Here is a 24,649-nt window from a genome sequence, read left to right on the forward strand (position 1 = left end):
AGATGAATAGAATTCACCAGGCAGAAGAAGCATTGAAGAAAGCCGGAAAAAAAGTGAATCACCGATACCGAATGGGCTATCACATGATGCCCCGGGCGAACTGGATAAATGATCCAAACGGACTGATTCAATATAAAGGGGAGTATCATGTCTTTTATCAACATCATCCGTATGATGAGAATTGGGGGCCGATGCATTGGGGCCATTTGAAGAGCAGGGATCTTATTCACTGGGAACACTTGCCGATTGCTTTAGCCCCTGGCGATGCATTTGATGAGAGCGGCTGCTTCTCAGGAAGCGCAGTCGAATATAACGGCGACCTTGCTTTAATCTATACAGGGCACAATATGATAGATGAAGAGAAAGACGATTTCTATCAAAATCAGAATATAGCAGTCAGCAAAGATGGTATCACCTTTGAAAAACTGAAAGAAAACCCTGTCATCGCAGAGCCGCCGGAAGACAGCTCCCGCCACTTTCGCGATCCGAAAGTATGGAGGCATGGCGAGACCTGGTATATGGTGATCGGAAACGCCTCAAAAGAAAATGTCGGTCGGGTCATTTTATATCGCTCGCCTAACTTTGTAGATTGGGAATATGCAGGCGTCCTCGCCCAAAGCGACGGGAATCTCGGCTTTATGTGGGAATGTCCGGATTTCTTTGAATTAGACGGCAAACACATTTTGCTGATTTCTCCTCAGGGTATAGAGGCGGATGGTGATTCATATCAGAATCTGTATCAAACAGGCTATTTGATTGGAGATTATGATGAAGGCACGAATGAGTTTGTACATGGCTCCTTTAAGGAATTGGACCATGGCCATGACTTTTATGCCGTGCAAACTTTGTTGGATGACAAAGGGCGCAGAATTGCGATTGGCTGGATGGATATGTGGGAGTCAGAGATGCCGACGAAAGCGGACGGATGGTGCGGGGCTTTAACTTTGCCGCGTGAATTGACGTTGAAGAATGATCACAAAATTTTAATGAATCCGGTTGAGGAGACTCAATTACTTCGTGAATCGGAACATCATGAATGTGCCAATCAATCGATTTCCGGCAGCTATTTAATAAAGACAGCCGAAAAGCTTCTTGAAGTGGTGGCCGTTTTTGATTTGACAATTTGCAGTGCCGAAACGGTTGGCTTAAAGATTTGGGGGATTGAACAGGAAGAGACAATCATCCAGTACAGCTTGGTTGATCAAAAGCTGACGCTCGACTGTTCAAAGTCCGGCAAAGCGCGGGACGGTGTGAGAAATGTACGGCTTGAAGCGGAGGAAAAGCTCACCTTGCATCTGTTTCTTGACAGATCGTCTATTGAAGTATTTGCAAACCATGGTGAAGCGACAATGACCAGCCGCATATATCCCAAAGAAGGAAGAGCCGGGATTGAGCTGTTTTCTGAGAAAGGCAATGTACGGGTCGAAGAGTTCACTTACTGGACGTTGAAAGATATTTGGAAAGGCGATGAAGCCGAATGAGCAGAATTTTTTGCATCGGTGAGACGTTAATCGGCTTTAACCCGAAACATGTTCTTATATCGGCAAAGCGCAGATAAAGATTGATCTGACAAAAAAGCGGCTGTCGTGTCTTGCAGCCGCTTTCCGCTTTTTTTCATATTACGCTCTTTCTTCAAACAGCTTCACAATTTCCACGATGACATTCGCGGCTTTTACCATATTGTCGGCGGAAATATACTCGTATTTTCCGTGAAAGTTTTCCCCGCCTGTAAAAATGTTCGGACAAGGAAGCCCCATGTATGAGAGCTGGGAGCCGTCTGTACCGCCGCGGATCGGTTTCACAACCGGCTCGATGTCCAGATTTTTCATCGCTTCATAGGCAATGTCGACAATCTCTTTGACCGGTTCGATTTTTTCCCTCATGTTGTAATATTGATCATTCATGTCCATTGTGATGCTGTTTTCGCCGTATTTGGCTTTAAGGTCGTTTGCAATTTTTTGGACGGTTTCTTTTCTCTCGTTAAATCGGTCTCTGTCAAAATCCCTGATGATATAGGAGAGAGTGGTTTCAGAGACATCGCCCTTGATCGAAAGCAGATGGTAGAAGCCTTCATAACCTTCAGTAAATTCAGGAGCTTCGTTTTCCGGAAGTCCGGCGTGAAACTGCATCGCGATTTTGGCGGCATTGACCATTTTTCCTTTTGCTGTGCCGGGGTGGACGTTCGTTCCTTTACAAGTGATTTTCGCGGCTGCAGCATTGAAGCTTTCGTACTGCAGTTCGCCGAGCGGTCCGCCGTCAACCGTATACGCGAATGTGGCGTTGAACGCCTCTACGTCAAACTTGTGGGGCCCTCTGCCGATCTCTTCATCAGGCGTAAAAGCGACTCTGATCTTCCCGTGTTTGATTTCGGGGTGCGCAATTAAATATTCGATTGCCGTCATGATTTCAGAGATTCCCGCTTTATTATCGGCGCCGAGCAAAGTCGTTCCGTCGGTAGTGATCAATGTATGTCCCGCATAATCTGCAAGCTCGGGAAATTCCTTGGGCGATAAGACGACATTGAGAGATTCATTCAGCACAATGTCCTTTCCGTCGTATTGTTCGATAACCTGCGGATTGACGTTCTTTCCGGTAAAATCTGTTGCTGTATCCACATGAGCCAGGAAGCCGATCGTCGGCACCTCTTTTTCCGTATTCGAAGGAAGCGTCGCCATCACATAGCCGTTTTCATCGATTGTGACGTCCTTCATGCCGATCTCTTTCAGCTCTTCAACAAGCATATTGGCAAGCGTCAGCTGCCCGGGAGTGGAAGGCGTCGTCTGACTGTTTTCATTTGACTGCGTATCCACTTTCGCATAAGAAATGAGACGTTCAATCAGTTTGTTCTTCATGTTTCCTTCATCTCCAATTGTTGGTTTTATGTTTATCTTATCATTCATGGCGGGCGAATCGAAAACTTTTATTCCTGTATAGGAAAATTTAGTATAATATAGTTCTAAAGGATCATCACAATTGTAAGGGAGTATCACAATGGCTAAAGGTTATACAAATGAAGGAACAAAATGGGAGTTTGCACATTCTTTCTGGCTTGTGTTCACATGGGTTCCTTTTGGATTTTTAAGCTGGTTTGCATTTATTTATATCGCAGCGCGAACGAAACAAAGAAAATGGTTATTTGCCGGGATCGGATATGCAGTGGCTGTTTTATTCGCTGCTTTTACAGCCAGAACGTTCCTTTTCGATTTGGCTATGAAAGCCTTGCTTATCGTTTGGATCATCTCAATCATTCATGCTTTCAAAACAAGGGCCGAATATTTGGTTCGGCTTGAAGCCGTCTATCGAATCAAACGATCAAGTATGAATGAACTGAGGGAAGAGCTTAAATATGAACAGGAACCGCACGGCCAAACCGGAACTTCTAAAGTGACGCTGACAAAGAAGTAAATAGAATCCGCTATTTTCGATGAAATAGCGGATTTTTTTAATGCAGAGAAAAAATTCCGTCCTTTTGAAACTTTTCTCATCCATTCTCTTCTCTAATGTTTGAAGGAGGCGCAACAGTGAAGCAAATCAGATTAGTTAAGAAAGCTGTCGCAGGCAATGCCAAAGCTTTTGAAACGCTGTTTCAAAAGCACAGCGATCAGCTTTACAGAACAGCTTACATATATGTGCGAGATAAGGAGGACGCGTTAGATATCGTTCAGGAGACGGCGTACAAGGCATTTTTATCGATTGCCCAGCTGAGGAATCCCGAATACTTTTTGACATGGCTGACGAAAATCCTCATTCATCATGCATATGCCTTATTAGACAAGAAAAAGAAAGTGGTTTTAATGGACAGGCCGCTGCAGGATGAAGGCCAGGAGCAGGAGATGGATGCGGACGACAGAATGGGGATGCTTGAAGCCGTTCAGCGGTTGCGAAAAGAATATCAAACCGCCATCATTCTATTTTATTATCACGACCTGCCGATACATGATATCGCCGAGGTGATGAATGCTCCCGAAGGAACCGTTAAGACCTATTTGAAAAGAGCGAAGCTTGAATTAAAACAACTACTGACTGGGGGAGAAGACGCATGGACAAACAATGGTTCAAAAACGAAGTAAACAAGATCAATGTTCCTACAAAAGAAATCCGCGAATCAATCGATAAAGGCATCAATCGGGCCAAGCGGGAAAAAAGGTTTCGGCCGAAGCACGCCATGAAACGAACCATTTTTGTTTCAGGCGCGGCCGCTGTGCTCCTTCTCGGCAGCGGCTTCGTTTCCCCAGCGATGCAAAGCGTGTTGGCTGACGTCCCGCTGTTTGGGAAAGCGTATCAACAATTCCATGACTATGTCGGTCAAAACTTGGTGGCGGGCCAGCTTGTCACTGAACTGAACGAGAAAGCGTCCAGCAACAACATAGACGTGACGGCGACAAGCGTTTATTTTGACGGTGGAATCATCGGTATGACGTTTAAGGTGAAAAGTGATACAAGAAAAGATTTGGATGATGGAGCGAGAATGATTCATTTCACATTATTTAATGGCGAGCGCAAATGGGCGATCGCTTCTCAAGGAGACATAAAGAAAACAGAGGATGGCTATACTGGCTACATTCAAATGGGCTATCCAGACAAACATATTCCCGATAAACTGACACTCCCGGTTACGATCACAGATATTAACGGAATCAGAGGGAAATGGAAGTTCGACATTCCGGTTGATAAACTGCCGTATAAAACGCTCCACGTAACCAAAAACAATACACAATCGGCTGATGGCCATAAGCTCGCCGTAAAAACGGTAATTCTCGGAAAAGAATCCACTGTCATCGACTATGAAGTATCCAATTCAGAGGAACATCCAAATGATCGTACATCAATTATAAAAGTGACAGATGATAAAGGAAACGAAATCCCTCATATAAGCGGAGGGCAGCGGACGACAGACAGTACAAAGAAAGGAAACAAGGTTCGTCACGAAGAAAGGCTGATCCTTGAAAAAGTGAATAAAGGAACAAAATACCTCAAGATTGAGGCGAGCAGCAGTATGGGCGATTCCGAAAAAACGCTGCCGCTCACAAAAACGCCCGCCGTGCTGAGCGCTGACCGTCATGATTTCCAGATTGCCGTTGATCAGGTGAAACAAAACGGCAGCAAACTGTCTGTCGACTATCATTTGAAACATGTCGATCAATCTAAGATCGATATGGACAGCATGCAAAATTTTTTAGAAACGATGTCGCTGGTTGATTCGGCTTATAAAGGCTTTGACGAGGCGCCGGAGGGACACAGCGTAAAAGGTAATTTTACAAAAGTGCTAGATCCTGAAAAACTTCGATTCCGTTCAGACTTTACGTTAGATGGTGAATTTGGAGTGAAAAACTTCAGTCTTGACCAATATTCGCTTGATGTCGAGTTTGGTTATTTAAGCGCATTTTATTCTACACCGTTCAAGCCGATCAAAGTGCAATTGCCACAGTAAAATATATGACCCGCTGTTTCAGTGAAACGGCGGGTTGTCTGCTTTGATGGCCTCCCAACTTGAAAATTTCCTCTCCCAAAGGAAAAAATATGCACCAAAAAGAAAGCGTTTTCATTGTAAAGTAAAAGCAAACCACAAAAAAAGGGGGAGAGTAAATGAGCAGGATGGCGAAGGTGACCGAGATGTTTGAGCGGGTCGCTTTTAAAATTACAAGCTTCAAATATATCATGGTCATTAAGTCGGCGTTTGTTACGCTGATGCCGGTCATCATTGCCGGGGCGTTTGCGGTTCTGATGCAGAATATGGTGATGAGCCCTGAGACGGGACTTGCGGTTTTCGAGCCTTTTCGGTTCTTGTCTGCGCTTGAGCCGATTATGGCCTCGATCAATTATGCGACGCTGAACTTTATTACGATCGGCGCAGTGTTTTTGATCGGGATTGAGCTCGGGAAGCTGAATGGGCATGAATCATTTTTTCCCGGCTTGATGGCGCTGATGTCCTATATCTCTGTCATTCCATCGACGGTGCTGTTGGAAGTGAACGGTTCGATGCAGGAAGTGGTTAATGTGCTGGCCAAGGAATTTACGGATCCGAAGTCGCTGTTTTTGGGGATGTTTATTTCGATTGTGTCTGTTGAAATCTTCAGCAAGCTTTCGAGCATGGACCGGCTCAAAATTAAAATGCCGGACAGCGTGCCGGCCAATGTCTCTGTCTCGTTCGGCACTTTATTTCCTTCGATTATTACGGTCACGATCATCGCCAGCTTCGGATTTGCTTTTCATCGGCTGACGGGCGTATACCTTCATGAAGCTGTGTACAATGTCGTGCAAAAACCGCTTGAGGGTGCGATTCAAGGCCTTCCCGGGATTTTGCTGCTAGTGTTTGTCGCACAGTTTTTCTGGGTCATCGGCATACACGGAAACCAGATGGTGAAGCCGATCAGGGAGCCTTTGCTGCTCGCTTCGATTACCGTCAATATGAATGCATACGCTGCCGGCGAATCGATTCCGAATATCATTACGATGCCGTTTTGGGATGTGTACATGAGCATCGGCGGATCCGGCGTCACGATCGGCCTGTTGATCGCGATTTTTATCGCGGGGAAACGGGAGGATTTGCGCAGCATTACAAAAATTTCGTTTGGTCCCGGCATCTTCAATATCAATGAACCGGTGATCTTCGGGGTTCCCGTCATGCTGAATCCGTTAATGGCGATTCCTTTTATTGTGACGCCGCTTGTGACGGGGGCGATCGGTTACATCGCGACAGCGGCGGGCTTTGCCGGAAAAGCCGTTGTCATGGTGCCGTGGACGACACCGCCGATTATCAATGCGTGGCTGTCGACAGGAGGAAGCCTCGGCGCCGTCGTCACACAAATCGTATGCATCATCGTCTCTGCCCTTATTTATCTTCCGTTTGTGATGTTGATGAATCGAAGCCTTACGGTAAATTCTGAAAACAATGTTTCCATGTAAAGGCGTTGAAAGGAGCGAACAAAATGGCGAGACAAACGTGGAAGATTCCCGCCGATTTTATTCTCGGCGCAGCAGCGTCGGCGTGGCAGACAGAGGGGTGGGCCGGGAAGCGGCCGACACAGGATTCTTATTTGGATATGTGGTACAAGAATGACCCGCATGTATGGCATAACGGATACGGACCGGCTGTGGCAACCGATTTTTATAACCGCTATAAAGAGGATATTCATCATATGAAAGAGATCGGCTTGACACATTACCGGACATCGATTAACTGGTCCCGCTTTCTGATTGATTATGAAACAGCAGAAGTTGACGAAGTGTACGCAGGCTATATCGACGATGTCATCAATGAGCTGATTGCATCAGGTGTGGAACCGATGATTTGCCTTGAGCATTATGAGATTCCCGCAGTTTTAATGGAGAAATACGGAGGGTGGGGGTCTAAACATGTCATAGATTTATTTGCGGCATATGCGAAAAAAGTATTTGAACGATATGGAGACAGGGTGAAATATTGGTTTACTTTTAATGAACCGATTGTCCCGCAAACCCGGATTTTCCTTGATGCAATTCGATATCCATATGAGCAGAACACAAAAAAATGGATGCAATGGAATTTTAATAAGGCATTGGCGACGGCGAAATGCGTCAGGCTTTTTCACGCCCGCAAGTCCGATTGCCTGGAAGGCGCCAAAATCGGCGTTATTTTGAATCCGGAGGTTACTTATGCGAGATCAAGCGCGCCTCATGACCAAAAAGCGGCCCGCATCTATGATTTGTTTTTTAACAGGGTTTTTTTGGATCCGAGCATCAAAGGCGCCTACCCCGATGAATTGATAGAGCTCTTGGTTAAACACGATATTCTGTTTGACCATGATGAGGCGGAGCTTGACATCATCAAACAGCATACAGTAGATTTTGCCGGCATTAACCTTTATTACCCCCGCCGTGTAAAAGCTCCGTCAAGACAGTGGAATGACTCAACGCCATTTCATCCCGCTTATTACTATGAATACTTTGAGCTGCCCGGCAGAAAAATGAACCCATTCAGAGGATGGGAGATCTATCCCCAAATTGTCTATGATATGGCGATGAGACTCAAACATGAGTACGGAAATATCGAATGGCTGATTGCGGAAAACGGGATGGGCGTCGAACATGAGGAGCGTTTTAAAAATGAAGAAGGTGTCATTCAGGATGACTACAGAATCGATTTTATTTCGGCCCATTTGCGAGAGGCAATGAAAGGGATCGCAGACGGCGCAAACTGCAAAGGCTATATGCTTTGGGCGTTTACGGACAACGTCTCTCCGATGAACGCCTTTAAAAACCGCTACGGCCTTGTTGAGATCCGATTGGAGGACAACCGCAGCAGGGCGCTGAAAAAATCGGCTTGCTTTTATCGGGATATCATCAAAAACAGACAGTTTGAAACAGAGGAATTCCGGTATAAATAAGGCGGCGGGGGGAATCATCCCGCTTGTAGCCGGGATGATTTCTCATATATGATCTACATAAAATACTCCGGCCGGTTGATCATAATCTGCTTGTTCATTTGACTGATCACGCCTTCGCAGCGGAGCTTTTTCAGGACGGCGCTGACGGTTTCGCGGGATGTCCCTGAGATTTTGGCAATTTCAGCAGCGGTGATCGGACAGTTGATGACGGTTGAATTGCTTTCTTTTTGACCGAGGCTTTCGGTTAAATAGTAAATGGCTTGTGTGACCCTGTCGTGTGCATGGGAGAGTGTAATGCGCTTCAGCCTTTCCTCGTGGAGGGCAAGAATGTCTGATAAATGATTGAGAATATCGTAAAGCAGGTTTTTGTTGTCCCGGACGAGATCTTCGAAGATGTTCATGGGTATATAGTAGAGTTCAATATCTGTTAAGGCTTCGGCGGCATAGTGATAATGCTCATCCCGAAACAAGCCTCCAAATGGAAAGAGGGTATGAGGACGTACATAGTCGGTATAAAACATGGATCCAGCTTCGTTTGATTTTTCGAGTTTGATAAAGCCGTCGAGAAGAAGGTACATTCGTTCCCGGGGGTCGTCTTCCATAAATAATATCTGGCCTTTATGGTAAGTGCGCCAATAGATAAACTGTTTCATATCTTCCAGATCTCTTTTATTCAGGGAAGCGAGAAGAGGAAACTTTTTCAGTTGATGTACGATGTCTTTGTTCTTCATATGGACCACCCTTATCGATTTTCTTATGTTGCGGCTATATAGTTTAAATTTTACTTGTTTTTGACGATTGGCAAAAGGAAGAACCCTCCCCGAGCCCTTCCTTTTGCTTTTAGGCTTGTTCGACAATCGTGCCGGCATTTCCTTGGAGAGCGTCTTTGGCTAATTTCAGGGATGTGATGACCGTTTTATTGCCTTTTTTGGCTTCGGCAAATTGGATGGCTGCTTTGACTTTTGGCAGCATGCTTCCTTCTGCAAATTGCTTTTCTTTTATATAACCTTTCAGTTCTTCGGTGGTGACGCGTTTCAGCGCGCGTTCTGTCGGCTTTAAATAATCGACGGCAACATAGTCGACACCTGTTAGAATGACCAGTTCGTCAGCCTGCACAAGTTCCGCCAGTTTGCAGGCGGCAAAGTCTTTGTCGATGACGGCGTCAATACCGGAGACGGCATCGCCGTTTTCAATGACGGGAACGCCTCCGCCGCCGGCCGCAATGACGATATGTCCGTGTTCGACAAGATCATTGATAACATCGTGTTCAAGGATCGATACCGGAGCCGGAGACGGTACGACCCGGCGCCAGCCTCTTCCGGCGTCTTCTTTAAAAACGAGGCCGCCGTTGCGGCTGTTCATCAGTTCTTTCGCTTCTTCTTCGCTGTAAAACGGACCGATCGGTTTTGTCGGGTTGCGGAATGCTTCATCATCGCCTCGGACGGCGACGCGGGTGATGACGGTTGCCGCATGTCCGCCTTTCCCTTTCGCATGCAGCGCCCGGTCAAGAGCATTTTGCAGCCAATAGCCGATCATTCCCTGGGTCATGGAAACACAAGTTTCAAGCGGCATGGCCGGTGTTTTCGGGGAATCCGCCTCTTTTTGCTGAATCATCAGGTTTCCGACCTGCGGGCCGTTTCCGTGCGTGACGATTAATTCGGCGCCGCTGTCGATCATATCCGCCAAATACATGGAGGTTTCTTCAAGCGCGCGCTTTTGCGCTTCTGCACTGGCATCTCCGGTTTGGATGGCATTACCGCCAAGTGCGACGACAATTTTTCTTTTTTTCATTTGATCATCACCTCTGTTTTGTTAAATTGAAATGCTTCCCGCAGCCAGCCTGATCACGGCGATGATAGCCAATACAAGAATCGCGGCGGCAATCAAAAGCTCGGTTTTATTGAAGACGGGGCCTTCTTTTCCTTTGCGGACAGCCCGGAATACGAGAATGCCGGGAGCGTATAAAATCATGGTCAAAAGCAGGTAATCAAGTCCTGCGGCATATACGAGCCAGACGCCGTAAATGCTTGCGATGATCCCGATGATGAGGTTCTTTCCCCGCTTGGGTTCTTTGTGCAGCCAGCTGTATTTAAGCTGATAAAGCCCGGAAAACAGATACGGGATCAAGATGGCCGAGGAAGCCAAGGAGAATGCAAACTGATAGGCCGCATCCGAAATGAGAAACGTCAGCAAAAACAGCTGGATAATGGCGTTTGTCAAAGTCAGCGCATTTGTCGGCGCGCCGTTTTTATTTTCTTTGCCGAACCATTTCGGGAAGACCCCTTCGCGCGCCGCGATCAGCGGGAGTTCGCCCGCGAATAATGTCCAGGCCAGCCAGGCGCCCAATACGGAAATGATTAATCCCAAGTTGATGAGCACAGCTCCCCATTTGCCGACGATATGCTCCATGATCGCGGCCATTGAAGGATTCGGAAGCCCGGCCAAGTTTTGCTGATTCATGACGCCGAGCGACAGCATCGTAATCATGACGTAAATCACAAGTACACTGATCAAGCCGATGACAGTCGCTTTGCCGACATCGCTTGATTTTTTGGCACGGCTTGAGAATAAGACGGCCCCTTCAATTCCGGTAAACACCCAGACGGTCACCAGCATCGTGCTCTTGACCTGTGTCCCGATGGAACCGAGCGACAGCCCTTTTCCCCAGAAATCGTTCGTAAATAAATCAAGATGAAACACAAAGATAATGGCGATAATGAAAGCAAAAATCGGTACCAGTTTTGAAATGGTCGTAATTAAGTTGATCATGGCAGCGGACTGTACCCCGCGCAGGATCAAAAAGTGCACGCACCAGAGGATTACGCTTGCACCGATAATCGATGCGACGTTTTGTCCGTCTCCAAAGGCAGGGATGAAATATCCGACTGCGCTGAACAGCAGCGTTCCGTATGCGACATTGCCGAGAAGGGCTGCGAACCAGTACCCCCAGCCGCTGTTAAACCCCATAAAATGGCCGAATCCTTCCCGCGCATAAGTGAAAATACCGCCGTCTAAATCAGGCCTTTTCGTGGTCAAGTTTTGGAAAGAGAAGGCCAGGGCAATCATGCCGACTCCGGTGATGATCCAGCCGATTAAAATGGCTCCCGCCCCCGCTCCTGAAGCCATGTCGCTTGCAAGGTTGAAGGCGCCCCCGCCGATCATCGATCCGATGACAAGCGCGATAAGTGCAAACAGCCCAAGTTTCTTTTCTTCCGCCATTTTTGTCACCTCATTCGGTTTAGAATGGAAAAGGGAATGAGCCCCTTTTCCTGTCAGTCAAGATCGCCGAGTGTCGCTGCCATGACAGCTTTAATTGTGTGCATGCGGTTTTCAGCTTCATCGAACACTTTAGAGTGTTTGCTGCGGAACACTTCGTCCGTCACTTCCATTTCTTTAAGGCCGTGCTGATCGTAAACGTTTTGTCCGTAAGTTGTATGAAGGTCGTGGAAGGCAGGCAGACAGTGCAGGAAGATGACGTTATCGTTACCTGTTTTCTTGACGAGATCCATATTCACTTGATAAGGCTTGAGCAGTTTGATCCTTTCAGCGAACTTGTCTTCTTCTCCCATGGATACCCAGACGTCCGTATACAGAACGTCGGCTCCGGACACAGCTTCATCTGTATCGCTTGTGACGGTGATTTTTCCGCCGGATTCTTCGGCGAACGCTTCCGCCATTTTAACGATGTCTTGATCAGGGAACAGCTCTTGAGGCGAGCAGATTCTCACGTCCATGCCGACTTTGGCGCCGCCGATGAGCAGGCTGTTTGCGACGTTGTTACGGCCGTCGCCGATATAGGTGAGTTTGATCCCTTTTACGCGTCCCGTATGTTCTTTCACTGTCATAAAGTCCGCAAGCATCTGCGTCGGATGCCATAAATCGGTCAGCCCGTTCCATACCGGCACACCGGAGTGCTCTGCCAGGGAAATCACTTTTTCATGTTCAAATCCGCGGAATTCAATTCCGTCGAACATGCGGCCGAGAACTTTGGCTGTGTCTTCGATCGATTCTTTTTTGCCGAGCTGAATGTCGTCTTTGCCCAAATATTCGGGATGCGCACCGAGGTCGATACAGGCTGTCGTGAAAGCGCAGCGCGTTCTTGTAGAAGGCTTTTCAAACAGCAAAGCGATGTTTTTACCTTCCAAATAGCGATGCTTGATGCCTTGCGCTTTTTTTTCTTTTAATTTTTGGGCGAGATCGAGCAAATAGAGGATTTCTTCTTCGGAAAAATCTTTTTCAGCTAAGTAGCTTCTGCCTTTTAAATCAATCGTTTGGTTCATGGATCTCTCTCCTTTTTCTTTAGGTTTGGCTATTTCACATCTTCGCGATAGAGCGGCATGCTCATGCAGCGCGGGCCGCCGCGTCCTCTTGAAAGCTCCCCGCTCGGGATTTCGATAACTTTAATGCCCTGTTCTCTCAAACATTCGTTAGAAATGTAATTCCGGTCATAGGTGACGACGACACCAGGAGCGATCGCGAGTGTATTGGAACCGTCATTCCACTGCTCCCTGGCTGAAGCGATTTCGTCTCCGCCGCCGCAGAAGATCAAGTTGACATCTGAAAGGCCGAGCGTTCTTTTTAGCACTTCCGGCAGATTGTGTTCTTCAGTCGTACGAATGTCGTCTGCCGTTTCCCCTCTCTCAAGAACGAAGATCCGCATGTCTCCTTCAGGCCCCTGGATGGCGGGATGGATCGTGAATTGATCTCGGTCAACCATCGTGAAGACGGTATCTAAATGCATAAAGGCTCTGCTCTTCGGTATTTCGACGGCCAGTACGCGGCGAATCCGGCTCTGCCGCTGAAATAAGTTCCGGACAAGACGCTCGATCGCCTGAGCCGTTGTCCGTTCTGATACCCCGATCGCTACGGTATCTTCATTTAAGACAAGCTCATCTCCGCCTTCGATATTGAATTTGAAATCACGGTCAAGCCAAACCGGAATCTCATGCCCTTTAAAACGCGGGTGGTGATTGATAATGTAGCGCATAAACAGCGACTCTCTCCTGCGAGCAGGCTCTTTCATTTTGTTGATGGTCAGTCCGCTGCCGATGGCGGCCGCCGGATCTCTTGTGAAGTAAAGGTTTGGCATCGGATCGAGATAAAATGGATAATGGTCTTCCATCAGCTCATGAAGATGCGATTTTTTTTCGCGTTCCAGCTCATTTTTTCGAATGCCGCTCATCACATGTTCGACCATCGAATCGGCGTCAAAGGTGAGCAAGAACTCTTTCAGTCTGTCGTAAGCGCCGTTGATATCTGCTTTGCTTTCTGTTAAAAGCTCATCGATAAACCGCTCGCGGACGAAAGCGTCATCCAAGGCTTCGGCCGTTAGCTTTTCTAAATAAAGAACTTCAACTCCCTGTTTCTTTAACGTTTCTGCAAATTGGTCATGCTCTTTTTGCACCGCTGGCAAAAAGGGAATATCGTCAAAGAGAAGCCTTTCCAGATATTCGGGTGTGAGGTTTTCCAGTTCCCGACCGGGCCGCTTCAGCATGACGGTTTTCAAAGGGCCGATTTCAGAGTAAACGTGTATCGGTGTTGTCATGATCATCCCGCCTCCTAAGCTCTTTTTGTTACATGTACAGCTTAAAACAGGAAGGAAAAGCGCGATGTGAAAGCGATAACAACGAAAACGTGATATATTTCACATGTTTTTTGATGAAGCAAAAACAAAAATGAATAATTATGATAAATCGAAAATGAGTCCTTGCAGGAGCAGAGAATAGAACGTATAAAACGTGTATATTTTTAAAGGGGATTTTTTGAAAAAATTTTTTTTGAGGGAAAAAAAGCTGATCCGGATGGCCGGATCAGCATAAGTGATCACAAAATGATTGGGCTGCCTCAGGCGATTGGGAAATCACAAGGCATGTATCGTTCCCGCATATACAGCCCAGCATTTCCGGGCTTCCCAGCTTATCAAGAAGGACGCCGATGGCATGGGCGTTGCCGGGCATTGTTTTAATAATGATCAAGTTGTCCGTCCGATGCACATGCAGGACAACGTCGGAGATTTTATCTTTTAATATTTTGGAAGGGTTGATGGATAAGGAAGCATTTGTCGTGTAGACAAGCTTTCCGTTTTCACCGGGCTGTTTCACAAGATACATTTCTTTAATATCGCGGGAAATGGTAGACTGCGAAACGGCGATGCCCCGTTTTTCCAGCAGGGATGCCAGCTGTTCCTGATTTTCTACCGGATGTTCGAGAATGGTTTGCTTGATGAGCCATTGCCGTTTTTGTTTGTTCATAAGAGCGCCTCCCAGGCAAAACACGTATATCTATTATTATAGGACGGTTTTATCGTCGGCAGATGGAAGCTATTTTACAAAAAAACAAATCTTTCAGGCTGTAAAAGGGGTTGATAGACCCCACAATTTCACTTATAATGCTTGAAGATGACAAATTGATAACAGAGAAAAGGTGGTTTTCTAGGGTTCCGCAGTGGGTTCCGCGCTGGTCTGGTCCGAGAGAAAACACATAGCGAAGATATCGTTATGACACGGTGGGATAAAAGCCCAGGAGTTTTTGCTCTTAATCAAAGAGCTTCTCTCCGGGGCTTTTTTACTTTTTACAGGAAATCGACTACGAATAAGGAAGGGGATGCAGTTTTATGAAAAAGAAAGCAATGGATATGATCCTGATTGTTATAGGCGCATTTTTCTTTGCGTTAGCCGTGAATCTGTTCGCCATCCCGAATGACTTGGGAGAAGGCGGCGTCACGGGGATCACGCTGATTTTATACTACGTTTTTGAATGGTCTCCGGGCATCACAAACTTTGTGCTGAACGGCATTCTTCTGATTATCGGCTATCGCTTTTTGGATAAAAAAACGACGATTTATACCATCATTGCGGTGGCGGCCAATTCATTTTTTCTGCATGTTACTGAAGATTGGACGGTGCCGGCTGATGAAGTGATCATCAGCACGATCTTTGCCGGGGTATTTGCCGGCGTCGGCATCGGCATGATCATCCGTGTCGGCGGAACCACTGCCGGGTCTGCGATTCTCGCGAGAATCGCCAATAAATATTTCGACTGGAACATCAGCTATGCCTTGCTGATGATCGATTTAGTTGTCGTGTTCAGTTCCTACTTTATCATTGGTGCTGAAAAGCTGATGTTTACGATTGTCATGCTGTACATCGCCACAAAGGTCATGGATTTCATTATCGAAGGGCTCAACACGAAAAAAGCGATCACGATCATTTCTGAGCATAAAAACGAGATCGCCGCGCAGGTCAATACCTTGATGGACCGCGGCGTCACGATATTAACGGGACGCGGACACTATACGGGCGATTCCAAAGAAATTCTATACATTGTCATTAATAAACAAGAGCTGTCCATGCTCAAGAAAATTATAAGAAGCACAGATAAAAAAGCATTTGTCATCATCCACGATGTCAGGGATGTATTCGGCGAAGGATTTGTTGATATTTCAAAATAGGGGAAGGCTGCCGGCAGATGGCCGGGAGTCTTTTTGTATTCATCGGGTCGTGATTAGGGACAGATCGTCTGCTGATTGGACGAATACGTGATCATTCACACTGCAAGTTTTATGCAGAAACCGGTTTCTGTGGTAAGGTAGATTGTGGCATGAATATCATTAATATAGAAATCCGCTTGCTGAAGTAAAGGAGGTCTATTATTTTTGGAACAGGAAGAAAAAAAACCAATTGATGTGAAAAGCCGAATGTTCTTTAGAGTATGGGCTTTTGCGGGGACGGCAGGTTTCGGATTGGTCGGATTGTGGCTCTTTTATGAAGCAATAAAACTCGAATCGAAATATTCATTGCTTTACCTGGGAGTCGGACTTTTCGGGATCATCTATGGTTTGATTACTTTTCTAATGATATTTCCGGCATTCACGAAAAAAGGAAACATCATCTTCAGCATGATCGAGGGAGAAGGCGGGCGGCTGTTCTCAGGGAAGAAATCTGTATTGTTCAAGGACATTAAAAGCCTTAAAATGGCGCAGCACCGCTTCAGCCCGAAAGGCATTTTCTTTATGGATATACTGATAGAGACGCGCGGGAACGGCATGGTGCGGATTCCGACGTACAACATTCTTCCTGAACCGGCATTTTATAAAGCGGTCGAGCTATACATTCTGCCCTATATGACGGAGGAAGCGCGTGCGGACTGGATCGGCCGGTTCACAGAAGCTCAAAGAAAAGCTTATTTAAATGAATTTCATAAAGATATTTAATCGTCCGGGAAAGAGCAATTTTCGAGATGAATGAAAATAACTGAAACCTTTGGGGAAATTCATTCGTCTTAATTAGAGGCCGTAGTCTTAAATGCGGAATTTTTTTACGCAGACGTGGACTGTTTGAGTGAGGGAAGCTGGGGGATTTTCATCGTGGACGTGCTTGAATAACCGCCGAGACTTTTAGTAGAATGATATATTATCGTTTCCTCACGCTTCATTGACTGAAACAGAAAGCGGTCTGAAAAAAGTTTAAAAAGGTAGAGGTTATCATGAAAAAAATATTCTCTCATAAGCTAAGCTTTTTTGTGTTAGCTGTTGTTTTTGTATGGGCTAAAACCTATGCTTCCTACTTTTTAGAGTTTAATTTGGGTGTGAAAGGGTCTACGCAGCACATGCTGCTGTTTATCAACCCATTCAGCTTCACGATTGCTGCACTCGGTTTGGCTTTGTTTGCTAAAGGCCGTCGGTCGGCGATATGGATCATCATCATTGATGCTGTGATGACGTTTGCTTTATATGCAAATATCCTGTTTTACCGTTTCTTTGATGACTTTTTGACGTTTGCAAACTTAAAACAAGCCGGAAACCTCGGCAACATGTCGGATGGCGTTTTTGACATCATGGCATTTCATGACGTTATCTATTTCGTCGATTTGATCATTCTGATTGCATTATGTGTGAAGCTGCCTGAACTGAAGGCGGCACAACTGAAAAAAAGATGGGCTGCAACTGTCGTTATCGGCGGAGTGGCGCTGTTTTTCATCAACCTTGCAGTTGCTGAGACAGACCGTCCGGAGCTTTTGACAAGAACATTTGACCGAAATTATATCGTCAAGTATTTGGGGCCTTACAATTACATGATCTATGATGGTGTTCAGGCTGCCCAAAACGCGAGCCAAAAGGCATATGCGAGCAGCGACGACCTGACGAGCGTCATTAACTATACAAATTCGCATTATGCAAAACCGAATGACGAGTATTTCGGCGCAGCAAAAGGTAAGAACATCATCAAGATTCATTTGGAAAGCTTCCAGACGTTTTTGATCGATTATAAGCTGAACGGAAAAGAAGTCACGCCGTTCTTGAACAAGCTGGCGCACGGCCAGAATGACATGATGTATTTCGATAACTTTTTCCATCAGACCGGTCAAGGTAAAACCGCGGATGCCGAATTGATGATGGACAACAGCCTTTACGGACTGCCTGAAGGCAGCGCGTTTGTAACAAAAGGGCAAAATACGTACCAGTCCCTGCCGGCGATTCTGAACCAAAAAGAAGGCTACACAAGCGCCGTGCTCCACGGGGATTACAAGTCATTCTGGAACCGCGACCAGGTGTATAAACAAATTGGCTATGACAAATTCTTCGATGCCAGCACATATGACATGTCAGAGGAGAATCTCGTCAACCTTGGCTTGAAAGACAAGCCGTTCTTTGAAGAATCAATTCCGAAGCTGAAATCGCTGAAACAGCCGTTCTATGCGCATTTAATCTCGCTGACAAACCACTATCCGTTCATTTTGGATGAAAAGGATGCCACCCTTGAAAAGGGAACGACGGGAGACAAAACGGTAGACGGGTATTTCCAGACGGCGCGTTATCTTGACGAAGCGCTTGAAGATTTCTTTAAAGAGCTGAAAAAATCGGGATTATATGATGATTCCGTCATCGTCATCTATGGCGACCACAACGGAATCTCAGAGAACCACAACCGTGCGATGAAAGAAGTATTAGGAAAAGAGATTACACCGTATCAAAACGCGATGAATCAGCGCGTACCGCTTATGATCCGCGTTCCGGGCAAAAAAGGCGGAGTCAATCATACGTATGGCGGCGAAATGGATGTCATGCCGACACTTCTTCACCTGCAAGGTATTGACAGCAAAAAATACATCAACTTTGGTACAGACCTCTTTTCTAAAGACCACGACGAAACCGTGGCTTTCAGAAATGGAAACTATGTAACGCCGAAGTACACGATGATTGATACGACCGTATACGATACAAAGACAGGAAAAGAGATCAAAGGCAACCAGGAAACGGAAAACCTCAAATCACAGGTGTCCGAACAGCTGGATCTGTCCGACCAAGTACTCTATAAAGATCTGTTAAGGTTCCACGAAATTTCAGACTTCAAACCTGTTGATCCATCAACGTATCATTACGGAAAAGAAAAAACCGGCGAGTAAAAACGAAAAGCCGCCTGACTGCTTTATGAAGCGTCGGGCGGTTTTTTTGTGAGGCTGGTCCGCCGTTGTTCTAAGAAGCCGGCCCGGCACATAGATTGATAGGAAAGAGGACAGAACAAGGATAGAGGATGTGAGAACGTTGACCAAATCTCAGTATTTTTTTAAATTGCATCCTTTAATGGTGCCGGCCGGCTGGACAGTGAAAGAAAATCATTTGTATCAAAAGCCGATTCGCGATCCCCGCCGTACGCTCTTCACCTTGGAGAATGAAACCTCCGGTAAAATGGTACAAGTTGAATATGCTGGAGAACTGAAGTACGTTATCAGGATGCTAAATGCTGATCAAACGCTGGTCAGTGAAGATTCGGATACGCCGTATGAACAGCTGGTCGAACGGTTGGAAGATAGGATTCGCGCCTCTGGCGGCGCCCGCAATTTGCTGAGGCTTAGAATCCCGGCCGGTTGGACGGTTGTGCATCACTCATTAACCGATACAAACCCCGATGAATTGGCGCCTGACAGCAAGGCCTGGCGGTCAGATTTCAAACGGGATCTTTTGAAGCTGCGGCATGAGGAAGAATGCCTCCTCCTCGATATAGAGTGGTATCCCGAGTGCAGTCCGGCCGGCCATTATGCGCTGAAATTGATTAAGAACGGGAACTGGAACAGTCCTTTGGAAGACATGCTGTGCATCCATCCGAAGGAATTGGCCTATGAGATTCACGCTGTTTTGAAAAAGACTTGTGAACATCAATATGTTGATGAAGCCGGCGCATAACGCGGCCGGTTTTTTGTGTGGAAAGTCCTTTGTCCAATAGATACTTTTTATTCAATAAAATGTCATATTTTTCTTGAGTGAATAAGAAAAATATTTTATCATGGTAAAAGATACATAAGAATTAGACGAAAGGGGTCAAACGGGATGAAAAAAATAGCAGCGGGTCTTTTGTCTGCCGGTCTTATCATCGGTTTTTCCTGGGGTGCCGGCGATGTGGCAGAAGCAAAAACGAAGGTAAAAACGTACAAAAACTGCAAAGCTTTAAATAAAGACTATAAAGGCGGCGTCGCACGTTCGAAGTCGGTCAAAAACAAAGGCGGAAAAACGAAGTACAAGCCGTATGTTTCAAAAGCGCTTTATGACGCCAATAAAAAGCTGGACCGCGATAAAGACAAAATTGCCTGTGAGCGCTGATATATCCAAAAAAAGATCTCTTGCTGAGGGGGTCTTTTTTTGTTTATCAGGAAATTTATGAAAATTAAAGACTGCTGAAACATAATCTTAACAGTGCGAACCTATACTTTGGCAAGAGAAGAGCAAAAGGGGAGTGGATGATGTGTCAGCTTTATTAAAGAAATTGATGTTATCTTCATTGATCGGGGTTTCTATCGGGTCAGCACTGTTTGCACCGGACGCGGGAGCGCAAGAGCCGGCGGCGAAGCCTAAAAAAGTGGCTGTCATTGCGCACAGAGGTGCTTCGGGATACGCGCCGGAAAACACGATGGCTGCCTTTGAAAAGGCGCATCAGATGAAAGCGGATTATATCGAGCTGGATGTTCAAATGTCCAAGGACGGGGAGCTTGTCGTCATTCATGATACAACTGTAAACCGTACGACAGACATCGGCTCAGTGCTGCCGGTCGCCGTAAAGGACTTGACGCTTGCCGAGCTGCGCAAGCTTGATGCTGGCAGCTACTTCGGGCCGCAGTTCGCCGGGGAACGCATTCCGACATTTGAAGAAGTGCTTGACCGGTATAAAGGAAAGATCGGAATGCTGATCGAATTGAAAGAACCTGCACGCTATCCGGGAATCGAAGAAAAAGTATCAGCGGCATTGAAAGAGCGGAGAATGGATAAGCCTAAAAACGGAAAAATCATTGTACAATCGTTTGATTTCAACTCTGTATACAAAATTCATCAGCTGCTCCCATCAATGCCGACAGGTGTCTTAACGTCAAAAACAGCGGACTTAACAGATGCAAAGCTCAAGGCATTTTCCGGCTATGCCAAATATGTGAACGCCAACTTAAAAAATGTGGACGCTGATCCTACACTTGTGCCGAGGATTCATGCGTTCGGCATGAAAATTACGCCATGGACCGTCCGCTCCCGCGATGAAGTGCCTCCGCTTTTAAAGGCCGGCGTGGACGGGATTGTGACAGACTTTCCCGACTATGTTCCGAAAAAAGTACGCTAGATACTAAACAGAAGGCCTGCAGTTTGCTCTGCAGGCTTTTTCATTCATCAATAAAACTGGGCTAACAGCAGCAATGTCAGTGTAACGGTTATCGCTCCGCCGATTCTTGTGGATACCTGAGCAAACGGCATGAGCTCGAGGCGCTCGGCGGCGCTGAGAATGGCGATGTCCCCCGTTCCGCCCTGACCTGAATGGCAGGCATTGATAATCGCGGTTTCGATCGGGTACATGTTCAGCCACTTTCCTGTAAAAAAGCCGACGGCTATCATCGTGATCACGACAGATACGATCGTAATAATATTGGCAATATTAAAAGCAGCGATCAGCTTGTCCCACGGTGTCATGGAGACGCCAATGGCAAAAAGCAGCGGATATGTCACAGCAGTTGAAAAGAAGCGTGACACGCCGTAGGCGCCGTTTTCCAAATTCGCCGGAGCCAAACGAAACAGTTTCACGGCAACAGCCAAGAGAAGCATCATGACGGGTGCTGGAAATCCGAACAATTCATGTGAAAGCATACCGACCAAATATAATGAGACGGCAAGAATGCCTCCCGATGCAAAGTGGGAAAGGTTAAAAACGCTTTCTTTGTCTTTGTCGCGGCTTTCAAGCGGCAGTGCGTCCCCACTTTCGAAACGGTCGACTTTTCCGTTGCCTGTCCATTCAGGCTTTTTCTTCCCCATTACATTTAAAACCCCGGACAAAATGACAGCGCTTAAGCTTCCGAACATAATGGAAGGAATGACAAGTGCAAAAGCTTCCCCTTGTGACATGTGCATGATTTCCGAATAGCCGATGGACAGCGGAATGGCTCCCTCGCCAACCCCTCCGGCCATGATCGGAATCACAATGTACAGCAGCGTATGCTGAAATCCGAGGCCGAGCATTGTACCAACTGTCAGACCGACTGCCGCTGCGGCAATTGTCCCTGCGATCAGCGGAATGAAAATTTTAATGAACGCCCTGACCAGCGTTTCTCTTTTCATCCCTAAAATGCTTCCCACTACAATGGCTGAAATAAACAAATAAAGAAAGTTTGAGTTTTCTGTAAATTCAGTTGTTGATTTGATAATGTCATCGGGAATGAGATGGTAATAGACGATAGCTGAAGGAATAAATGTCGCAAGTATAGCGGCACCGCCGACAGAACGAAGAAGCGGCAGCGACTTTCCGATTTGGGCGAAGGTGAATCCGAAAAAGCCCGTAACCGCAATAGCTGTTAAAATGTCGCTTTTCAGATCGTGCATATAGACAAACGTCACAATCAAAGCGAAGAGCAGCAAGTATACGGGCAGCGGAATGATGCCGATTTTAACATTCATTGCTCTTGCAAAAAAATTTTCATCCGGTTCTTTCGTTGTTTGAATCGGTATATGTTGTACCTTTGGTTTTGCTTCCATTTTCTTTCCCCCATCCTTTTTGTTATCCCTTTGCTCTGAGTTATTTAACTAAATTAAGTATACTAAAAAAATCAAAATTCAGACAACCGTGCAGGAAGACCTAGCTGTTTTCACATGATGATCTAGAGCGGGTCCATTTGGTTAAAGACGTGTCTGGACACTGTTTAATGGCCTTGTGCAGGCTTTTTTTGATGCGGTAATTCCCGAATCTCCTTTTACTGGAATCAAAATCGACACAAAAAAGCTGTCAATCCGTCAAAAATAAATCAAACATTTAGGAGAAGAGACCTTTTTCCCTGTGTGAACCGTTGATACATTCAGCTCCCGTCTCCGAAGAGACAGAGGACGTCTGCGACAAAAGATTCAATCTTGAGGTGGCATATATGTGAAGGGTTATCAACGTGAGCCTTATGGATTTTTTGGAAGAGAGTCTATAGTCTTATATTTTTCGCGTTTAAAAGAAAATTAGATATGTTTTTTTATTATTTTTAAGGAAATTTAGGTCTAAAGGTGGTAATATATTCGAGTGCAAAAGAATGAAATGAAGGAAAATTTTAGAGAAACCATTCCCGAAGGGTTTTTTATCAGCACATAAGGAGAAGAAAATGGAATTTATCTTACACTGCTATCCCGCCGCAATGATTGCCCTTATTCTCATCGGTTTTTTGGGATCTTGGATGAATCCGCGTTTCAAGAAATTTTTAATCATATTGTGTCTTATGACGAACGGCGTGTATATTGTTTGGCGGTTCGGCTATACACTGCCTGTCTCTCGCCCCGCCGACATCGTGATGGGCGTGATCCTGATTGCAACTGAATGTATCGGATTTTTACAGCTCTTGGTCTTTTATACGCTAGTATGGAAGGAAAGGAAGCGGGAGCCGGAAACGCTGGGCGATCAAGACCATTGGCCGAGCGTTGATATTCTCATTGCAACTTATAACGAGGAGCGCCATGTGCTGAAAAAGTCTGTGGCAGGCTGTCTGAGCCTCGACTATCCAAAAGAGCTTGTCAACATTTATTTGTGTGATGACGGAAGGCGGACGGATATTCAAAAACTGGCTGAGGAACTTGGCGTTCATTACGTTACAAGGCCAAACAATGAGCATGCAAAAGCGGGGAATTTAAACCATGCGATGAGCTGCTCGAACGGGGAACTGATTGTGACGATGGATGCCGATATGGTTCCGCTCCCTTCATTTTTGCAGAAAACTGTCGGCTATTTTAAGAAGGAAAAAGTGGCTTTTGTTCAAACGCCGCAGGCCTTCTATAATGAAGATCCTTATCAGTACAACTTATTTTCCGGTGCGAACATTCCGAATGAGCAGGACTTTTTTATGCGCAGGCTCCAGGCCGGGAAAGACCGTTTTAATGCCGTCATGTACGTCGGCAGCAATACGGTTTTCAGAAGAAGCGCTTTGGAGGAAATCGGCGGTTTTGCGACAGGCGTGATTACGATCAATCATGTCGAATTGAACGGACTTGCTCCAGAGCAGCAGCTGAGTGAAATGACTCGTTCCAAAACATTGTTTGACGGCATGCTTCAGCAGAACACAACCATGCTGAGTTATCCAGTTGGACGCTATAATGCCGAAACGCTCAAACAGGCTGAGAAGGCGGGGTATCAAATGGCGGTGACGACAGAGCCGGGGGCGGCTGCTAGGGATCAGGGGATGTATGCGCTGCACAGGGTCCGCATCTCGCCGGGAATGTCGCCGGACGCCTTTGGAAGAATGGTGGAACACAGCATACAATAGGAAAGACGGCATTTATCATGATGCCGCTTTCTTTATTTTTTTTCATTTTGGTCCGTCGGGCTCATGACAAGCCGCAGATTTGGACGCATACCTTCAGAGGTTCGGCGGTTTACCGGCTGCCCGGGTGCGGTTTCGATGACCCTCAAAAATCCGGTCGGCGCAGCTGCCTGGCGGATCAATATTCTGCTTTTCGGTGCCGCTTTTGTATAAGATCTTTTGTTGCTCTTGTCAAAAAAGAATGAATACAAAATAAACAGAGCCAATAAAACCAGTAAAAAAATCATCTGGAAAAAACCCTCCTTATTGTGAATGTCTTCTTTTAATATCGAACAAGTAGGTGCAAAGTTTTATATATTTTGTAACAGAATCGATTAATTGTGACTTTTAAATCGTTTGAAGAGCGGGAATCTGCTGTCTTTACATCATTCCCAATCGGAAGTCTGGTTAAACAACTGGATTGATGATGGCGTATTTGGAGTTAGATGGTGAATGAATGATGAAGTGAGATGGCTGGAACATACCCGGCT

General features: G+C 46.0%; 22 protein-coding genes and 1 riboswitch. Of the genes, 13 read left to right on the top strand and 9 right to left on the bottom strand.

Features of this window, described 5'->3' with window-relative positions; genetic code table 11:
- Positions 1 to 2: 2 nt before the first annotated feature.
- Positions 3 to 1,481: a glycoside hydrolase family 32 protein gene (locus KI350_RS07235; RefSeq protein ID WP_079289097.1), complete on the top strand. Its 1,479-nt coding sequence runs from the start codon at positions 3 to 5 to the stop codon at positions 1,479 to 1,481.
- Between the two features lie 138 nt (positions 1,482 to 1,619).
- On the opposite strand, the gene pepT is transcribed toward KI350_RS07235, so the two are convergent.
- Positions 1,620 to 2,852, bottom strand: coding sequence for a peptidase T (pepT, locus tag KI350_RS07240; RefSeq protein WP_025810568.1), 1,233 nt, complete (start codon positions 2,850 to 2,852; stop codon positions 1,620 to 1,622).
- A gap of 139 nt (positions 2,853 to 2,991) precedes the next feature.
- Here pepT and KI350_RS07245 point away from each other — a divergent pair, with 139 nt between their 5' ends.
- The 5 genes from KI350_RS07245 (at position 2,992) to KI350_RS07265 (ending at position 8,366) form a co-directional block, all read left to right on the top strand.
- Complete coding sequence (locus KI350_RS07245; protein ID WP_025810569.1) at positions 2,992 to 3,405, top strand: hypothetical protein; 414 nt, start codon at positions 2,992 to 2,994, stop codon at positions 3,403 to 3,405.
- Between the two features lie 95 nt (positions 3,406 to 3,500).
- Positions 3,501 to 4,070 carry a sigma-70 family RNA polymerase sigma factor gene (locus KI350_RS07250; RefSeq protein ID WP_025810570.1) on the top strand — a complete coding sequence of 190 codons (570 nt, stop codon included), beginning with the start codon at positions 3,501 to 3,503 and terminating at the stop codon, positions 4,068 to 4,070.
- Positions 4,040 to 5,431, top strand: a complete 1,392-nt coding sequence (locus KI350_RS07255) for a DUF4179 domain-containing protein (RefSeq protein ID WP_079289096.1) — start codon at positions 4,040 to 4,042, stop codon at positions 5,429 to 5,431. Before KI350_RS07250 ends, KI350_RS07255 begins: the two co-directional genes overlap by 31 nt.
- 155 nt (positions 5,432 to 5,586) lie before the next feature.
- Positions 5,587 to 6,906 (top strand): PTS sugar transporter subunit IIC, encoded by a 1,320-nt coding sequence (locus tag KI350_RS07260; protein ID WP_025810572.1) that lies wholly within the window; start codon positions 5,587 to 5,589, stop codon positions 6,904 to 6,906.
- A 23-nt stretch (positions 6,907 to 6,929) separates the two neighbouring features.
- A complete protein-coding gene (locus KI350_RS07265; protein ID WP_023856929.1) occupies positions 6,930 to 8,366 on the top strand; it encodes a glycoside hydrolase family 1 protein in 1,437 nt (478 codons plus the stop codon).
- Between the two features lie 53 nt (positions 8,367 to 8,419).
- Here KI350_RS07265 and KI350_RS07270 read toward each other — a convergent pair whose 3' ends face one another.
- The 6 genes from KI350_RS07270 to argR form a co-directional block, all read right to left on the bottom strand.
- On the bottom strand, positions 8,420 to 9,097 hold the full coding sequence (locus KI350_RS07270) for a Crp/Fnr family transcriptional regulator (protein ID WP_020453468.1): 678 nt from the start codon (positions 9,095 to 9,097) through the stop codon (positions 8,420 to 8,422).
- A gap of 109 nt (positions 9,098 to 9,206) precedes the next feature.
- Positions 9,207 to 10,157: a carbamate kinase gene (arcC, locus tag KI350_RS07275; RefSeq protein ID WP_145608564.1), complete on the bottom strand. Its 951-nt coding sequence runs from the start codon at positions 10,155 to 10,157 to the stop codon at positions 9,207 to 9,209.
- Positions 10,158 to 10,178: 21 nt separating this feature from the next.
- Positions 10,179 to 11,585: an arginine-ornithine antiporter gene (gene arcD, locus KI350_RS07280; RefSeq protein WP_212930455.1), complete on the bottom strand. Its 1,407-nt coding sequence runs from the start codon at positions 11,583 to 11,585 to the stop codon at positions 10,179 to 10,181.
- A 53-nt stretch (positions 11,586 to 11,638) separates the two neighbouring features.
- A complete protein-coding gene (gene argF, locus KI350_RS07285) occupies positions 11,639 to 12,646 on the bottom strand; it encodes an ornithine carbamoyltransferase (protein ID WP_020453465.1) in 1,008 nt (335 codons plus the stop codon).
- 29 nt (positions 12,647 to 12,675) lie between these two features.
- A complete protein-coding gene (gene arcA / locus KI350_RS07290; protein ID WP_212930456.1) occupies positions 12,676 to 13,911 on the bottom strand; it encodes an arginine deiminase in 1,236 nt (411 codons plus the stop codon).
- Positions 13,912 to 14,176: 265 nt separating this feature from the next.
- Positions 14,177 to 14,617, bottom strand: coding sequence for an arginine repressor (gene argR / locus KI350_RS07295; protein WP_020453463.1), 441 nt, complete (start codon positions 14,615 to 14,617; stop codon positions 14,177 to 14,179).
- A 169-nt stretch (positions 14,618 to 14,786) separates the two neighbouring features.
- A riboswitch (guanidine-I (ykkC/yxkD leader) is annotated at positions 14,787 to 14,893 on the top strand.
- 86 nt (positions 14,894 to 14,979) lie between these two features.
- Between argR and KI350_RS07300 the strand changes: the two genes are divergently transcribed.
- The 6 genes from KI350_RS07300 to KI350_RS07325 all read left to right on the top strand — a co-directional run bounded on the left by KI350_RS07300 (position 14,980) and on the right by KI350_RS07325 (position 20,965).
- Positions 14,980 to 15,816 carry a YitT family protein gene (locus tag KI350_RS07300; RefSeq protein ID WP_020453462.1) on the top strand — a complete coding sequence of 279 codons (837 nt, stop codon included), beginning with the start codon at positions 14,980 to 14,982 and terminating at the stop codon, positions 15,814 to 15,816.
- Positions 15,817 to 16,020: 204 nt separating this feature from the next.
- Positions 16,021 to 16,578, top strand: a complete 558-nt coding sequence (locus tag KI350_RS07305) for a YfjD family protein (protein ID WP_025810573.1) — start codon at positions 16,021 to 16,023, stop codon at positions 16,576 to 16,578.
- A gap of 272 nt (positions 16,579 to 16,850) precedes the next feature.
- Complete coding sequence (ltaS, locus tag KI350_RS07310; protein WP_023856932.1) at positions 16,851 to 18,770, top strand: lipoteichoic acid synthase; 1,920 nt, start codon at positions 16,851 to 16,853, stop codon at positions 18,768 to 18,770.
- Between the two features lie 130 nt (positions 18,771 to 18,900).
- Entirely contained in the window at positions 18,901 to 19,548 is a 648-nt protein-coding gene (locus KI350_RS07315) for a hypothetical protein (RefSeq protein WP_020453459.1), read from the top strand.
- A 144-nt stretch (positions 19,549 to 19,692) separates the two neighbouring features.
- Positions 19,693 to 19,962 carry an excalibur calcium-binding domain-containing protein gene (locus tag KI350_RS07320; RefSeq protein ID WP_020453458.1) on the top strand — a complete coding sequence of 90 codons (270 nt, stop codon included), beginning with the start codon at positions 19,693 to 19,695 and terminating at the stop codon, positions 19,960 to 19,962.
- A 142-nt stretch (positions 19,963 to 20,104) separates the two neighbouring features.
- The gene (locus KI350_RS07325) at positions 20,105 to 20,965 is read left to right on the top strand and encodes a glycerophosphodiester phosphodiesterase (RefSeq protein ID WP_144499069.1); all 861 of its coding nucleotides are present in this window, start codon (positions 20,105 to 20,107) and stop codon (positions 20,963 to 20,965) included.
- Between the two features lie 47 nt (positions 20,966 to 21,012).
- Here KI350_RS07325 and cimH read toward each other — a convergent pair whose 3' ends face one another.
- Positions 21,013 to 22,365 (bottom strand): citrate/malate transporter CimH, encoded by a 1,353-nt coding sequence (gene cimH, locus KI350_RS07330; protein ID WP_212930457.1) that lies wholly within the window; start codon positions 22,363 to 22,365, stop codon positions 21,013 to 21,015.
- A gap of 605 nt (positions 22,366 to 22,970) precedes the next feature.
- Here cimH and KI350_RS23290 point away from each other — a divergent pair.
- Positions 22,971 to 24,122 (top strand): glycosyltransferase, encoded by a 1,152-nt coding sequence (locus KI350_RS23290; protein ID WP_130627154.1) that lies wholly within the window; start codon positions 22,971 to 22,973, stop codon positions 24,120 to 24,122.
- A gap of 32 nt (positions 24,123 to 24,154) precedes the next feature.
- Here the strand turns inward: KI350_RS23290 and KI350_RS07345 are convergent, their stop codons facing one another.
- Positions 24,155 to 24,406, bottom strand: a complete 252-nt coding sequence (locus tag KI350_RS07345; RefSeq protein ID WP_020453451.1) for a hypothetical protein — start codon at positions 24,404 to 24,406, stop codon at positions 24,155 to 24,157.
- Between the last annotated feature and the right edge of the window lie 243 nt (positions 24,407 to 24,649).

Origin of the sequence: Bacillus sp. J41TS8, assembly GCF_018333035.1 — a bacterium.
Taxonomy (GTDB): Bacteria; Bacillota; Bacilli; order Bacillales; family Bacillaceae; genus Bacillus; species Bacillus paralicheniformis.

What these genes read in the sequence shown, in the direction of transcription:
- KI350_RS07235 (WP_079289097.1), top strand. Translation starts at nt 3, where the DNA reads ATGAATAGAATTCACCAGGCAGAAGAAGCATTGAAGAAAGCCGGAAAA.
- pepT (WP_025810568.1), bottom strand. Translation starts at nt 2,852, where the DNA reads ATGAAGAACAAACTGATTGAACGTCTCATTTCTTATGCGAAAGTGGAT.
- KI350_RS07245 (WP_025810569.1), top strand. Translation starts at nt 2,992, where the DNA reads ATGGCTAAAGGTTATACAAATGAAGGAACAAAATGGGAGTTTGCACAT.
- KI350_RS07250 (WP_025810570.1), top strand. Translation starts at nt 3,501, where the DNA reads ATGTTTGAAGGAGGCGCAACAGTGAAGCAAATCAGATTAGTTAAGAAA.
- KI350_RS07255 (WP_079289096.1), top strand. Translation starts at nt 4,040, where the DNA reads ATGGACAAACAATGGTTCAAAAACGAAGTAAACAAGATCAATGTTCCT.
- KI350_RS07260 (WP_025810572.1), top strand. Translation starts at nt 5,587, where the DNA reads ATGAGCAGGATGGCGAAGGTGACCGAGATGTTTGAGCGGGTCGCTTTT.
- KI350_RS07265 (WP_023856929.1), top strand. Translation starts at nt 6,930, where the DNA reads ATGGCGAGACAAACGTGGAAGATTCCCGCCGATTTTATTCTCGGCGCA.
- KI350_RS07270 (WP_020453468.1), bottom strand. Translation starts at nt 9,097, where the DNA reads ATGAAGAACAAAGACATCGTACATCAACTGAAAAAGTTTCCTCTTCTC.
- arcC (WP_145608564.1), bottom strand. Translation starts at nt 10,157, where the DNA reads ATGAAAAAAAGAAAAATTGTCGTCGCACTTGGCGGTAATGCCATCCAA.
- arcD (WP_212930455.1), bottom strand. Translation starts at nt 11,585, where the DNA reads ATGGCGGAAGAAAAGAAACTTGGGCTGTTTGCACTTATCGCGCTTGTC.
- argF (WP_020453465.1), bottom strand. Translation starts at nt 12,646, where the DNA reads ATGAACCAAACGATTGATTTAAAAGGCAGAAGCTACTTAGCTGAAAAA.
- arcA (WP_212930456.1), bottom strand. Translation starts at nt 13,911, where the DNA reads ATGACAACACCGATACACGTTTACTCTGAAATCGGCCCTTTGAAAACC.
- argR (WP_020453463.1), bottom strand. Translation starts at nt 14,617, where the DNA reads ATGAACAAACAAAAACGGCAATGGCTCATCAAGCAAACCATTCTCGAA.
- KI350_RS07300 (WP_020453462.1), top strand. Translation starts at nt 14,980, where the DNA reads ATGAAAAAGAAAGCAATGGATATGATCCTGATTGTTATAGGCGCATTT.
- ltaS (WP_023856932.1), top strand. Translation starts at nt 16,851, where the DNA reads ATGAAAAAAATATTCTCTCATAAGCTAAGCTTTTTTGTGTTAGCTGTT.
- KI350_RS07320 (WP_020453458.1), top strand. Translation starts at nt 19,693, where the DNA reads ATGAAAAAAATAGCAGCGGGTCTTTTGTCTGCCGGTCTTATCATCGGT.
- cimH (WP_212930457.1), bottom strand. Translation starts at nt 22,365, where the DNA reads ATGGAAGCAAAACCAAAGGTACAACATATACCGATTCAAACAACGAAA.
- KI350_RS23290 (WP_130627154.1), top strand. Translation starts at nt 22,971, where the DNA reads ATGGAATTTATCTTACACTGCTATCCCGCCGCAATGATTGCCCTTATT.
- KI350_RS07345 (WP_020453451.1), bottom strand. Translation starts at nt 24,406, where the DNA reads ATGATTTTTTTACTGGTTTTATTGGCTCTGTTTATTTTGTATTCATTC.